This is a genomic window from Amycolatopsis sp. WGS_07 (genome assembly GCF_045278895.1).
Lineage (GTDB): Bacteria > Actinomycetota > Actinomycetes > Mycobacteriales > Pseudonocardiaceae > Amycolatopsis.
The window spans coordinates 5,659,225-5,672,242 of the sequence record NZ_CP136053.1 but is presented as its reverse complement, the minus strand read 5'-3'; the positions used below and the strand labels follow the sequence as shown (position 1 = coordinate 5,672,242).

The window sequence follows — 13,018 nt, the reverse complement described above, 5'->3', positions numbered from 1 at the left end:
CTAAGGTGCCGTCGTGGACCTCTTCTTCCGCTCCTGGAACGCTCTTCAGAACGCCGTCAAATCTCTCGAAGACGAGCAGTGGCTGATCCCGTCGGGCTGCACCGGCTGGCTCGTGCAGGACTTGGTGTTCCACCTGGTCATCGATGCGCAGGACATCCTGATCACGCTCGCGACGCCCACCGACGCCGAACCGACGCACACCGCCGCCCAGTACTGGGAACTCGGCACCGAACTCCCGACCGGCATGAACGAGGACGGCCTGTTCACCCGCCGTGCGGCGGTCGCCTACGGCACCACCGCCTGGCTGGCGCACCACCTCGACGACCTGGCCCAGGCGGCTGGCCGCGCCGCGAAGCTCGCGGACCCGGCGTCGAGGGTGGAAACGCGCGATTACGTCATGACGGTCGCGGACTATTTCGAAACCTACGTCGTGGAAGCGACGCTGCACCACCTCGACCTGGTCATGCATCTGTCCGGAGTGGACGGTCCGGACGCGGAATGCCTGGCAGCGACCCGGAAGACGGTGGAAGCAGCGCTGGGTTCGCCGCTGCCGCCGTCGCTGGACGACCGGAGCGCACTCCTGGTGGCGACCGGCCGCCGAGCCGCGACGGAGGACGAGAAGGCGGCGCTGGGCGAGCTGGCGGAGAAGCTGCCGATCGTGCTCGGCTAGACCGGAAGCCGTTCCGCCGCAGGCAAATCCGCGAGACGAGCGAGCGCGGCGAACGATTCGACGCGCGCAGCCGGGTCGTAAGTACTGGTGCTGACGAGCAATTCGTCGGCACCAGTCGCGGCGACCAGGTCCGCGAGCTGTGCGCCGACCTCGTCCGGAGTGCCGCTGATCTGCCCGGCGAGAGTGTCGTCCAGCCGACGGCGTTCGCGTTCGGTCATCGGCAGCGCCAAGATCTCGTCCGCGGGCGAAAGCGGCGGGAACACCCCGTGGCTGCGCGAGTACACCGTGGACCAAGCCTCCGGCACCAGCAGCCGCCGGGCTTCCTCCGCGGTGTCCGCCACCGCGACCGCTGTCGACACGACGACATGCGGATCGTCCACATCGGACCGGAACGTCTCGCGGTACCGGGAAATCGCCTCGACCATCGCCCGCTGCCCGTGCGCCGGAGCGATCACCAGCGGCAGCCCGAGCCCGGCCGCGAGATCCGCACCCGCCCCCGTCGCCAGCAAGTAGACCGGCACCGACAGCCCTTCGGCCGGGATGGCATGCACGCCGTCGTGCTCGCCGCGGAAGTACGCGAGAAGCTCGCGAACCTGGTCGGCGAACCCGTCAGCCGCGTCCTTGCCCTGCCCGAGCGCCCGGCGCACCGGCTCGATGAACCCGACCGACCGCCCGAGCCCGAGGTCGATCCGCCCCGGGAACAACGACTCCAGGATCCCGAACTGCTCAGCGACCACGAGCGGCCGGTGATTGGGCAGCATCACGCCCCCGGACCCGACCCGGATCGTCGAGGTCGCGGCCGCGACGGCCGACGCGAGCACCGCGGGAGCAGACCCGGCGACGCCCGGCACGCCGTGGTGCTCGGAAACCCAGAACCGGTGGTAGCCGAGCGCTTCGATGTCCCGCGCGAACGCGACAGTGTCCCGGACAGCCTGCGCGGTCCCCCGCCCTCGCCGCACAGGCGAGCGGTCCAGCACGGAAATCGGAACGTCCACGCTCACGCCAACGCCGCCTACCCGGGCCGAATTCCCGCCGCGAAGGTGGCCCTCACGACCGCATCCCGTCCGTGAGGGCCACCTTCACAGACGCTGGTTCCCTCAGGGCGGCCCTCACGACCCTCGACGCCCCTCCGGCGACCCCGGCTGGCCGTGAGGGACCCCTTCACGGACCTAGATTCCCCCAAGGAGTCCTTCACGGACCGCTGCCGCCACCGATGCACCCAGCTCATCCAGGCACCCAGCCCTCCCCCGCACCCCGATACGAAGCCCCAATGCGGGCGGCGGGTGCTTGTCAAGGCATCTTTCCCGCCTTGACAAGCACCCGCCGCCCGTCATCACAATTGGCTTCGGGGTGCCCCACGCAACCACGGCCCCCAGCGAACCCGCAGCCCCCTAAGGCCGCCACCGCTCGCTGTAATCCGGATGCTCCGCATAAGGCAACGCCAGCAACCGCAACGTCAAACACCAATTCGACCCGGCTTCATCCGCAGGCACATGGCAGGTCTCGCACCAGTACTCACTGCCATACAACGGAAACCCCGGCACCTTCTCCGACACCGTGGTCCGATGCGCGAGCATGATCCGACGGGTCGCCTCGATCTCGTTGATCATCTGGTTGACCACGTCAAGCTCAAGATCGCCGAGGGAACGGACCCGCTCCTCCAGCCCGACCTTGGCCTCGCCGCGGTTCAGCGGCTCGCCGGCTTTGCCCTTCTGCACCGCCTGCATGATCAGCGCCTGCCGCTGTCCGACGCGCGCGGCGAGGAACGCGATCAGGTCGTCCACGACGGTCTCCCTCCTCCGGTCCCGGCTCCCCTCCGGCCCCGGCAATAGTCGCACCCCGACCCCGGCGCGTTACCGCCCAGCGGCGTCCCCCATGGTAATCGACCTCGGAAAACTCAGTGCGACCTGCGGAAACTTTCGTGAAATTCCCCGCGATGTTGATCACCCAGAGTGATCACACCCGGCGATCGACCGGTCACGCCTCGTCGGATCGGGCCTTGCTCGGCTGCACCCGCTTCGGTTCTCCCGGCATTTTGGGATAGTCCGGCGGATACGGCAGCTCCGCGCCGCCGAGGTCGCGGTCGTCGCGTTCGTACCACTCCAGCAGCGTCTCCAGGCCGAACGCCTTCTCGTCCATCGGCGCGTGCAGGTCGCCGCGCTCGGCGAGGAAGCCGGGCACGGTCAGCACGTCGAAGTCGTCGGGGTCGACGTCGGCGAGCAGGTCCCAGGTGAGCGGCGTCGACACGGTCGCGCGCGGGGTGCCGCGCACCGACCAGGACGAGGCGACCGTCCGGTCCCGCGCCGCCTGGTTGTAGTCGAGGAAGACGCGTCCGCCGCGCTCCTCCTTCCACCAGGACACCGTGGCCTTGTCCGGGATCCGCCGTTCGACCTCGCGGCCGAGCGCGATCACCGCGTGCCGCACCGCGATGAAATCCCACTCCGGGCGGATCCGCACGAGGACGTGCACGCCGCGACCGCCGGACGTCTTCGGGTAGCCGGTGAGCCCGGCGTCGGCGAGCACCTCGCGGACCACGCCGGCGACCTCGACCGCGTCGGCGAAACCGGCGCGTTCCGGCGGGTCGACGTCGATCCGCAGTTCGTCCGGGTGGTCGACGTCGGACCTGCGCACCGGCCACGGGTGGAAGTCGAAAGTGCCGAGGTTGGCCGCCCAGGCGAAGACCGCGGGTTCGGTCGGGCAGACCTCGTCCGCGGTGCGGCCGGACGGGAAGGCGATCCGCGCGGTTTCGAGCCAGTCCGGCGCGCCCTTGGGCACGCGCTTGGCGTAGAACCACTCGCCGGTGACGCCGTCGACGTAGCGCTTCAGCGTGGTCGGCCGCTCCCCGATCGCCCGCAGCAGCGGATCGGCCACGGCGAGGTAGTACTCGACCACCTGCCGCTTCGTGATGCCGCGTTCGGGGAAGTAGACCTTGTCCGGGCTCGACACCCGGACGGTGCGCTCTCCCACCTGGTATTCGACCGGATCGCCGTTTTTGGCCATGCGGCCACCGTAGCCGCGAGTGCCGTACCGTGGCGGGGTGTCCGGGAGAACCAAGCTGATCGTCGCCCTGGTCGTGGTGGCTCTTCTCGCGGCCGCCGCGCTGTGGCTGCCGATCCCCGGCCCGGCGCAGCTGCGCACGTGGGCCGCCGCCACCGGATCGATGACTCCGCTCGTACTCCTCGTGGCTTACTCGTTGCTCACCGTCGCGCCCATCCCGCGGACGGTGTTCAATCTCGCCGCCGGGTTGCTCGTCGGCAGCGTCGCGGGAGTGTTCATCGCCTTGGCAGCCACCACGATCGCCGCCGCGCTGGCGTACGGGCTGGCGCGGCTGCTCGGCCGGGACTTGATCATGCGGCACCTCCACCGGGCGCCGGTGCGAGCGGTGAACGACCGGCTCTCCGACGGCGGCGTGCTCGCCATCACATCGCTGCGGCTGATCCCGGTCGTCCCGTTTTCGGCGATGAACTACCTGTGCGGCGTTTCGTCCGTGAAACTCCTTCCGTACCTTGCCGGAACGGCGCTCGGCAGCGTCCCGGGAACCATCGCAGTGGTCGTTTTCGCGGACGCCCTCACCGGCGACACGCCGCCCGCGTTGCTGGCTTGCTACGCGGTCTTCGCGGCCCTCGGAGCGGCAGGATTGGTGCGAGTGCTGAGGAAGCGCGCCCCCGCCGCGGAGCCGGAAGCTCCCGTGCCGTCGGCACCGGCTGGCTGACGGCGGGCAGGTACTTCCGACCGCTACACTCGTTCGGGTGCGCGAGGGGTATCCGTGCTGCGCACGACCACGATCACGGGACTTTCGTCAGGAGCGGGCGTCATCGACACCGGGCAGCTGATCGCGGGGCACTACCGCCTCGTCGAGCACATTGGTAGCGGTGCCATGGGCGTGGTGTGGCGTGCCGTGGACGTGCGCCTGGAGCGGTCCGTGGCGATCAAGCAGATCCTGCCGCAGCCGGGCGTCTCCGAGGCCGAACGCGACAACATGCGCCAGCGCGCGATGCGCGAGGCGAAGAACGCCGCCCGCTTCCAGCACCCCAACGCGATCGTCGTGTTCGACGTCGCCGAGCACGGCGGCGATCCGTGCCTGGTGATGGAGTACCTCAACGGCCCGAGCCTGTCCGCCGTGCTGGCCGAACAGGGCACGCTGCCGGTCGGCCAGGTCGCGCGGATCGGCGAGCAGGTCGCCGCGGCGCTCGTGGCCGCGCACCGCGCCGGGATCGTGCACCGCGACGTCAAGCCCGGCAACATCCTCATCGACGAAACCGGCACCGCGAAGATCACCGACTTCGGCATCTCGCGCGCGGCCGGCGACATGACGCTCACCCAGACCGGCCTCATCGGCGGCACTCCCGCGTACCTCGCGCCCGAGCTGGCCCGCGGCGCCGACCCGGTGCCCAGCTCGGACGTGTTCGCCCTCGGCGCGACGCTGTACCAGGCGATCGAGGGCCAGACTCCGTACGGCAACACCACAAACCAGCTCGCCCTGCTCTACGCGGCGGCGAACGGACAGGTCAACCCGCCGACGCAGGCCGGTCCGGCAACCGCGTTGCTGATGAGCCTGCTGCGCAGCGAAGCGTCGGAGCGGCCGAGCATGGCCGAGGCTCGGGAGCGGCTGGCCACGCTGGCGACCGGGGAACCGGCTGCGCCGCAGCAGTTGCTGTCGGGCAATCGCAGCCCGGGGAGCAACGGGTCCCGGCCGCCGTGGGCGCGTATGGGTGCTCCGGCGGCTGCCGCTGCGTCTGCACCGAAGGCTCCGTCGAACCCGCCGCGCACGCCGACCGCGGCGTTCGTGCCGGTGGGGGCGCGGCCTGCCCCGAGCACTCCGCCGCGCCCGCAGCCCGCAGTGCGGCCGACGCCGACTGCCGCTGCGCCGAACTACTCCGGTGCCGGGTCTGGGGCGAAGGTTTCCCCAGCGGCGGCGCGGAAGAAGAAGATGGCGTTCCTCGCTGGCGGGGCCGTGGCGGTTGTCGCGGTGGCGCTGGTGGTGTTCCTGGTGCTGAGCAGCAGCCGGGACAAGGGCGGCAGTCCGTCGAACGCGCAGCAGCCGCCCGCGAGTTCTTCCGCACCCGCGAGTCCGTCGACCACGCCGAGTTCCTCTGCGCCGCCGGTCAAGTCCAACGGCAACGTCGAGTGGGGCCCAGCCGGCCAACTGGCCGTGAAGTTCTTTCAGAACGCCGGATCGCCCACTGCGTGGGCGATGCTGACCCCGTCGGCACAGGCGGCCTTCGGCGATCAGGCCGCTTTCGCTTCGTACTGGGACCAGAACAAGCTGAGCGGCTACAAGGGCGCGAACGTTTACAAGCACCAGAACAATCCGGATGGCTCCGCCGACGTCCAGATCACCCTCACCCCGGAGGGCGGGGAGCCGACGCAGAAGATCGTGCAGGTCATCGCCGGACCCGACGGCACGTTGCTCATCAACAGCGACCCTCGCCTCGGGAGCGGTGCGCCAGCACAGTGACACTCGCCGCAGAGGTGGGTCCGGCGGGGCGAATAGCCTACCGTTGAGGCATGGCCGAGAACGGAGCTCTGCCGCCGGGCTGGAATCCTCGGTTCCACGAGGATCTGGTCGGGCTGGATCCGTACGACCCGGAGGCCCGTGCGTTCGCCGCCCATCTCGACCGGATGGAGCGCACCGGGCCCACTTTCACCGTCGAGGCGTGTCTGGACCAGGTCGCCGACTTCGCCGAGTCCAGCAGCCGCACCGGCGGGCTCCGCTACTGGGTGTCCGCGCTGGTCGTGGTGCTGATCGTGCTCGGGCTGCTGGTCACCGCCTGGGACATCGCGCTGCACACGGTCGCATTTCTCTCCAGGTAACGTGGGAAGGGTGAAAGGTATGAAACCCGTCGTCGGCACCACTCCGCGCGTGGTGAAGTCCGACCAGGAATGGCGGGAACAGCTGGCCCCGGAGGAGTACGCGGTGCTCCGGCAGGCCGGCACCGAACGGCCGTTCACCGGCGAGTACACCGACACCAAGACCACCGGCGTGTACGAGTGCCGGGCCTGCGGCGCGGAGCTGTTCCGCAGCGACACGAAGTTCGAAAGCCACTGCGGCTGGCCGTCGTTCTACGACCCGGCGGACTCCGACGCGGTGCTGCTGCGCGAGGACCGCACCATGGGCATGCGGCGCATCGAGGTGCTGTGCGCCTCGTGCCACAGCCACCTCGGGCACGTGTTCGAGGGCGAGGGCTACGCCACCCCCACGGACCAGCGGTACTGCATCAACTCGATTTCCCTGAAGCTCGTCGAGGACTCCGGCGACTGACGCCCGGGTCCCCGGAAACCGCCCTTCCCGCCATGGGGAGGGCGGTTTTTTCATCCGGCGGCAACCCCGGGCGAGCGGGTAGCGTGGAGTGTTCATCCGGAGGGGGTCCGTGATGGAGTGGACGATCGAACGCGCGATGCCGGCCGCGCTGCTCCTGGTGCTGGCGGCGATCTGCTGGTGGCTGGGGCTGCGCGCGGTCGACCGGTTGTGCCGAGGAAGGCACCCCGACACCAGGCTGACGTCCGCGGCGCAGGTCGCGTTGCTGACGAACGGACCGATCCGGGTCGCTGAAACGACAGTCGCCGCGATGCTGGAGCGAGAGCAGCTGCGTGCGGATTCCGTGGGACGGCTGTACCGCACGCCGACCGAACCGTCCGACGACCTGAGCCGTGAAGCCGCTGAGCTGGCCGGTACCGGCGTCGGGATCGCGACGGTGCTGCGCGGTCTGGTCTGGGGCGAAGCGGTCCACGAGCTGGTCGACGACCTCTCCAAGCGGGGTCTGCTCGTCGACGGCCAGGCGCTGCAACGAGTGTGGAAATGGGTGGCGATCGGCGAAGCGGTGCTGGCCGCTGCCGGGGTGGCCGCGTTTGTCGGCGCGCTGAACGGCTTCGTGCTGATTTCGGTGCTCGTACCAGGGTGGCTGGTGTTCACCGCGTTGTCACGACGTCGGCGTGCCCGGCGGATCCAGCCGACCGAGGCCGGACGCGCGGCGGCCCAAGCGGCGTGGCCGGATCAGAGCCTGCTCAGCGGCATGACAGGGAGCGTCGCGGTCGGCGGGCTTTCGAATCATCCGGACCGCGAGCTGCGAATCGCGCTGCTCCGCGGGCTCCCGGCGACCCGGCAGGCGCGGGCGGCGATCGCGGGCACCGGCGTCACGGGCGGGTTCGCCGGTGCGGCGGGCTACTGGACCGCGGGATCGGGCTGCGGCGGCGGTGCGGGCTGCGGATCCGGCTGCGGGTCCGGGTGCGGCGGTTCGGGGTGCGGATCCGGATGCGGCAGCGGGTGCGGAGGCGGCGGAGGCTGCGGCGGCGGGAACAGCTGAGCCGGGAACGAACCGGACGCCGGCCGCGTCAGTTCTGCCGACAACCTCCGGCGACCGGGCCGGTTAGAGTGCCGGCAAGGCTGAGGAAGAGGGGAAGCCGTGGACGAACCGTGGGGCATTTCGGGCCCGCAATTCCTGTTGATCTACGGTCTGGCGCTGGCCGTCGTGCTGGTGGTGCAGCTGAGCTGGCCGTCCTTCGCGCGGTCCCGGAAGCGGAACGCGCCCGCGACGGTCGAGGCGCCGCTGCGGCCGGACGTCTACCAGCTCGCCTACCTGGCCGGCGGCGCGGACCGCGCGGTCGACACCGCGATCGCGACGCTGCTGGAGCAGGAACTGCTGCGGGTGAGCAGCAAGGGCAAGCTGAGCGCGATCGGCAAGCGACCCCGCAACGGGCTCGAACGCGCGGTGCACGACGCCGCTCAGGGCGGCACGGCGACCGTCGCCAAGATGCGCACGGCGACTGTCGTCCAGCCGGAAGTGAACAAGATCCGCGAGGACCTCGAGCGGCGCGGGCTGGTCACCGTCGCCGGAGACGGGCTGGACAGCTTCCGTGCCGGCGTCGTGGCGGTCTATGGCGTGCTGCTGGTGATCGGCATTGCCCGCGCGGTCAACGGAGCGCAGCTTGACCGGCCGATCGGCGGACTGATCGCGCTGCTTGTCGTGGCCGGGACCCTGACGTTGATCGCGTTCTCGTCCCGAAAGGCCCGACAGACGGCCCGGCCGACCGACGCGGGCCACGCGATCGTGGTTCAGGCCAAGGAAGAAGCCAGGGCCGCGCAGGAACGGCCTGAGGAGTTCGCGGCCGCGAGCCGGGGCGGCGGAGTGTTGTTCGCCGGTGCCGCGGGGGTGGTCGCGCTCGGCGGGATCGCGCTGTACCCGGACGACGAGATGAGCACAGCCCTGCTCAGCGGCGGTGGAAGCTCCTGGGCCGGGGGCGGCGGTTCGAGCGGCGGGTCTTCGTGCGGCGGCGGGTCCTCGTGCAGCAGCGGATCCTCCTGCGGCGGCGGGGGCAGCAGTTGCGGCGGCGGGGGCGGCTGCGGCGGGTAGCTTGGCGTCGAAAAGCGCCGCGGGAACCGTGGCCCGCGACGGATGTGGAGGTGGTTGCGGTGGCTGACCGGCTGGGGATCGGCATCGGCTGGCGGCCGGAACTGGACCTGTCGATCGCGCGGCTGCCGGGCGTCGACTGGGTCGAGGTGGTGGCGGAGAACCTGCACGCCCCGCACCTGCCGGAAAGCCTGCTGGCGCTGAAGGATCGCGGGATGCCGGTGCTGCCACACGCGGTGTCGCTGTCGCTGGGCGGAGCCGAGCCGCTGGACACCGCGCGGGTGGAGCATCTCGCCGAGCTGGCCCGGGTCCTCGACGCTCCGCTGGCCAGCGACCACGTGTGCTTCGTCCGCGCGGGCGGGCTCGATTCCGGGCATCTGATGCCGCTGCCGCGCACGCGCGAGGCGCTGGACGTGCTGGTGGACAACGTCCGGCTGGCTCAGTCCATTGTGGACGTCCCGTTGGCGCTGGAGAACATCGCGGCGCTGCTGGAGTGGCCGGAAAGCGAGCTGACCGAGGAGCAGTTCCTCACCGAGCTGACCGAGCGGACCGGGTGCCTGCTGATCATCGACGTCGCGAATCTGTACGCGAACGCGCGCAACGTGGGCACCGATCCGGTGGCGTTCCTGGACGGGATTCCGTGGGAACGGCTCGCGTATGTGCACATGGCGGGCGGCGTCGAGCGCGACGGGGTTTATCACGACACGCACGCGCATCCGGTGCTGCCGGAGGTGCTGGATCTGCTGGCCGAACTGCGTCGGCGCACGGATCCGCCGGGCGTTCTCCTGGAGCGCGACGACGACTACCCCACCGATTCCGAACTCGCCGCCGAGCTGGTCGCATTGCGGACCGCGGTCACGCTGTGAGCCGGGAAGAACTGGCGGCCCGGCAGGCCGCGCTGCTGGACAGTCTGCTGACCGGAGGCGAGCCGCCGTCCGGCTTCGATGCCTCTCGGTTGCGCATCGAGGCGGACGTGCTGCTCGCCAAGCGGCGGCGGCTGGTGGCGTACCTGCGGCCGGATCTGCCCGAGACGCTGGGCGAGCGGTATCGGCCGTTGTTCGACGCGTATGCGGCGGAGCGTCCGAAGACGACCTCGATTCGGGCCCGGGAGTATGCCGACGCGTTCGCGGCGTGGCTCGTCGAGCGCGGTGACCTGCCCAAACCTCGGCGCAGATGGTTTCGCCGCTGAGCCCGTTCCGTTTTTGTCGGTGGGGATGGCTACGCTGGCGACATGTCTGGTTACGGCGGTGTTATCCGATCTCTGCCGGGCCGGGAGGAGGAAACCTGTCGTGAACGGATTCTGGGCCGCGCTCGGCCCGAACTTCGCGCTGTACCTCGTCTATGTGGCGACGGCAGTGGGAGTGGTGAGCATTCTGGCCACGGGCAAGGACAAGCTGGCGAAGCAGGCGCACGCGCCGGAGTCCGCCGCGGTGCCGCGCGATGCTTACGACGTGGCGTATCTGAAGGACGGCAGGCCCCGGGTGGTCGAGACCGCGATCGCAGCCCTGCTCGCGCGCGGCCAGTTGCAGCTCGGGCAACGCGGCGAGGTCGTCGCGAGCGGTCCGCCGCCCGCGTCGCCGCCGATCGAGCAGGCCGTGCACCAGGCGGCCGGGCCGGGCCGTCTCGCGTCGTGGGTTGTGCGTTCGCCGGTGCTCAAGCCCGCCGTGCGGACGCTCGAAACGGACTTGGTCCAGCGGCAGTTGGTCAGCAGGCGCAGGCCGTTGACCGGTCTCGGGTACACGCTGACCGCGATCGGCGTGATCGTGGTGGTCGCCGCCGTGGCCCGGCTGGTCTACGACATCGGCCGGGGGCACCTGAATCCGATGGTGCTGCTCGCTCTCGTCGAGATCGCGCTGACGCTCTGGCTCTGCCTCGTCGGGAGCCAGCGGATCACCAAGAAGTTCGGCGAACGGAAGGTCGCTTCACTGCCGCCGACGACCGCCGGGACGGCGTTGCTCGCGCAGGCCGAACAGCAGGCCGCCGCCGGCGGACGCGGGCTGGAGCCTGCTGATCTCGTCGCACTGGGCGGCTTCGCAGCCTATCCGGACAAGCGGATCGCGGGAGGCCTTATGCCGGTTTAGGCGCTGGTGCTCACGGGGCATGGCTGGAGACCGCGCTGCGGCGTCCGCACCGGGCCGGTGCGACGGGTGATCCCAGTGCGGCGGCGCGCCGGGCAGTTCCCCGGCCATCCGCACCCGCATCAACTGGCCGACGACGGCATTGCCTCGCGCAGACCGGAGGACGCGGACCGGGGCCTGCCGACCTTGTCAGGTTGGACGGCTTCGCGACTTGCCCGGACAGGCGGATCGCGAGCGGGCTCATGCAGGTCTAGGCACCGCCCCGGGCGCTCACGCGACGGGGTGGGGCACGACTGGAGACCGCGCCGCGGTGTCCGCACCAGGCCGATGCGACGGATGCTCCCGGCGCGGCGGCGCACCGGGTAGTTCCCCGGCCATCCGCACCCGCATCAGCTGAACGACGCCACTGCCGACGACGGCATTGCCTCCCGCAGACCGGAGGACGTGGACTGAGGCCCGCCGATCTTGTCGGGCTGGGCGGTTTCGCGGGCTGCCCGGGCAGGCAGATCGCGGGAGGGCTCGGGCCGGTTTAGGCACTGCCCCACGAGCGGCTACGCGACCGGGTGGGGCACGACCGGCGACCACACCGCGGTATCCGCGCCAGGCCGGTGCGACGGGTGATCCCACCTCGGCGGCGCACCCGGCAGTTCCCCGGCCATCCGCACCCGGGTCATCTGGCCGAAGTCGCTGTCGACCGTCTCCAGCAGGTCCGTGTAGTCCACTTCGGACGGTTCGGGATCCTTGCGGCCCAAGGAATCCAGCCACCGGCCGGTCCCGGCGAGGGACAGTCGCGCGTGCCAGCTGCCGCCGTCGGTGACGGTGCGGCGGAGCGCGGTCATGATCGCGGCGGCGGTCAGCCAGCCCGTGGCGTGGTCGAGGGCCTGCGCGGGCAGCGGAGCGGGGGCGTCGGTGGCGTACTCCTCGGCGATGCCGGACGACATCTGCACGAGGCTGTCGAAGCCGCGGCGGCGGGCCCACGGGCCTGTCCAGCCGTACGCCGACACGTCCGCCACCACGAGGCCTGGCCGCAGTTCGGCGAGCTGTTCCGGGCCGAAGCCGATCCGGGCGAGCGCGCCCGGGCGGAATGACTGGACGAGGACGTCCGCGCGGGCGATGAGCTTCTTCAGCTTCGCGCGGCCGCCCTCGGTGTCGAGCGCGACGAACGCGGATCGCTTGCCCTGTCCGGTGTCCATGGTCAGCACGGGGATCCGCGGCAGGTGCGCGGCTCCGACGTGCAGCACGTTCGCGCCGTGCGCGGCCAGCACGCGGCCTGCCACGGGGCCGGCGAGCACGTGCGTCAGCTCCAGCACGCGGACGCCGCCCATCGGCCGGTCCGAGTCGAACAGGGTGCGCTTCGGCGCGTCCCCGATGCGGTTCAACTCGACCAGCGGCAACTCCGCGACCGCTTGGCCTTGCGGGTGTGCCAGCCAGTCCTCGCGCGAGCGCATCAACGCGGCCGCGCCGCCCGCGGTCACCACGGCGGATTCGACCTCTGCCATGGACTTCCCGGCCACGGTTTTGGTCACCGCCTCGCGGGTCGCCGGCACGCCGAGCGCCCAGCAGACCGCCGCCTCGTGCCGGGTGGTGTTGCAGTGCAGCTTGATCCAGCCGTCGGCGGCGCGGTAGTCGCCCGCGATGCGGCCCCACGGGCTCGGCCCTGGCTCGCCGTCGACGCGCAGCAGATGTTCGCTGCGGAACGCGGCCGCGGCGTGCCGGGTGTCGACCGACACCGTGCCGGGCTCGATGCCGCGCAGGCGCAGCAGTTCGCCGGCGGACAGCGTGGCCGCGGCGATGCTGGCGGTCGCCATGGCGGGGACCCGGAAGTGCCCGGGCAGCACGGATTCGTCGCCGGTCAAGGACACGGCAGGCAGCGGTTCCCCGGCAAGCTCCTGCCAGGCTCCGGCGAGTACGTCCTGCACCGG

General features: G+C 71.0%; 14 protein-coding genes. 10 read left to right on the top strand and 4 right to left on the bottom strand.

Features of this window, described 5'->3' with window-relative positions:
* The first annotated feature begins 13 nt into the window (after positions 1 to 13).
* Positions 14 to 670, top strand: a complete 657-nt coding sequence (locus tag RPX00_RS26870; RefSeq protein WP_406629464.1) for a maleylpyruvate isomerase N-terminal domain-containing protein — start codon at positions 14 to 16, stop codon at positions 668 to 670.
* On the opposite strand, the gene RPX00_RS26865 is transcribed toward RPX00_RS26870, so the two are convergent.
* The 3 genes from RPX00_RS26865 to RPX00_RS26855 all read right to left on the bottom strand — a co-directional run bounded on the left by RPX00_RS26865 (position 667) and on the right by RPX00_RS26855 (position 3,670).
* Positions 667 to 1,671 (bottom strand): MsnO8 family LLM class oxidoreductase, encoded by a 1,005-nt coding sequence (locus RPX00_RS26865; protein WP_406629462.1) that lies wholly within the window; start codon positions 1,669 to 1,671, stop codon positions 667 to 669. The two genes, RPX00_RS26870 and RPX00_RS26865, sit on opposite strands and share 4 nt — an antisense overlap.
* Before the next feature lie 390 nt (positions 1,672 to 2,061).
* Positions 2,062 to 2,454, bottom strand: a complete 393-nt coding sequence (locus RPX00_RS26860; RefSeq protein ID WP_116206681.1) for a DUF6221 family protein — start codon at positions 2,452 to 2,454, stop codon at positions 2,062 to 2,064.
* Positions 2,455 to 2,647: 193 nt separating this feature from the next.
* Positions 2,648 to 3,670, bottom strand: a complete 1,023-nt coding sequence (locus tag RPX00_RS26855; RefSeq protein WP_406629459.1) for a DNA polymerase domain-containing protein — start codon at positions 3,668 to 3,670, stop codon at positions 2,648 to 2,650.
* A gap of 37 nt (positions 3,671 to 3,707) precedes the next feature.
* On the opposite strand from RPX00_RS26855, the gene RPX00_RS26850 reads away from it, so the two are divergent.
* The 9 genes from RPX00_RS26850 to RPX00_RS26810 all read left to right on the top strand — a co-directional run bounded on the left by RPX00_RS26850 (position 3,708) and on the right by RPX00_RS26810 (position 11,099).
* A complete protein-coding gene (locus tag RPX00_RS26850) occupies positions 3,708 to 4,382 on the top strand; it encodes a TVP38/TMEM64 family protein (RefSeq protein ID WP_406629457.1) in 675 nt (224 codons plus the stop codon).
* 117 nt (positions 4,383 to 4,499) lie between these two features.
* The gene (locus tag RPX00_RS26845) at positions 4,500 to 6,128 is read left to right on the top strand and encodes a protein kinase domain-containing protein (protein ID WP_406643103.1); all 1,629 of its coding nucleotides are present in this window, start codon (positions 4,500 to 4,502) and stop codon (positions 6,126 to 6,128) included.
* 50 nt (positions 6,129 to 6,178) lie between these two features.
* Positions 6,179 to 6,484 (top strand): hypothetical protein, encoded by a 306-nt coding sequence (locus tag RPX00_RS26840; RefSeq protein ID WP_344267465.1) that lies wholly within the window; start codon positions 6,179 to 6,181, stop codon positions 6,482 to 6,484.
* Between the two features lie 19 nt (positions 6,485 to 6,503).
* Positions 6,504 to 6,932: a peptide-methionine (R)-S-oxide reductase MsrB gene (gene msrB, locus RPX00_RS26835; protein ID WP_037819046.1), complete on the top strand. Its 429-nt coding sequence runs from the start codon at positions 6,504 to 6,506 to the stop codon at positions 6,930 to 6,932.
* A gap of 112 nt (positions 6,933 to 7,044) precedes the next feature.
* A complete protein-coding gene (locus tag RPX00_RS26830) occupies positions 7,045 to 7,974 on the top strand; it encodes a TIGR04222 domain-containing membrane protein (RefSeq protein WP_406629456.1) in 930 nt (309 codons plus the stop codon).
* A 99-nt stretch (positions 7,975 to 8,073) separates the two neighbouring features.
* Positions 8,074 to 9,021 (top strand): TIGR04222 domain-containing membrane protein, encoded by a 948-nt coding sequence (locus RPX00_RS26825; protein ID WP_406629455.1) that lies wholly within the window; start codon positions 8,074 to 8,076, stop codon positions 9,019 to 9,021.
* Between the two features lie 59 nt (positions 9,022 to 9,080).
* The gene (locus tag RPX00_RS26820) at positions 9,081 to 9,884 is read left to right on the top strand and encodes a DUF692 domain-containing protein (RefSeq protein WP_406629453.1); all 804 of its coding nucleotides are present in this window, start codon (positions 9,081 to 9,083) and stop codon (positions 9,882 to 9,884) included.
* On the top strand, positions 9,881 to 10,207 hold the full coding sequence (locus RPX00_RS26815; protein WP_406629451.1) for a hypothetical protein: 327 nt from the start codon (positions 9,881 to 9,883) through the stop codon (positions 10,205 to 10,207). The genes RPX00_RS26820 and RPX00_RS26815 overlap by 4 nt, the downstream gene beginning before the upstream one ends.
* Before the next feature lie 100 nt (positions 10,208 to 10,307).
* Positions 10,308 to 11,099 carry a TIGR04222 domain-containing membrane protein gene (locus RPX00_RS26810; RefSeq protein ID WP_406629449.1) on the top strand — a complete coding sequence of 264 codons (792 nt, stop codon included), beginning with the start codon at positions 10,308 to 10,310 and terminating at the stop codon, positions 11,097 to 11,099.
* Positions 11,100 to 11,647: 548 nt separating this feature from the next.
* Here RPX00_RS26810 and RPX00_RS26805 read toward each other — a convergent pair.
* Positions 11,648 to 13,015 (bottom strand): CoA transferase, encoded by a 1,368-nt coding sequence (locus RPX00_RS26805; RefSeq protein WP_406629447.1) that lies wholly within the window; start codon positions 13,013 to 13,015, stop codon positions 11,648 to 11,650.
* Positions 13,016 to 13,018 lie beyond the last annotated feature (3 nt).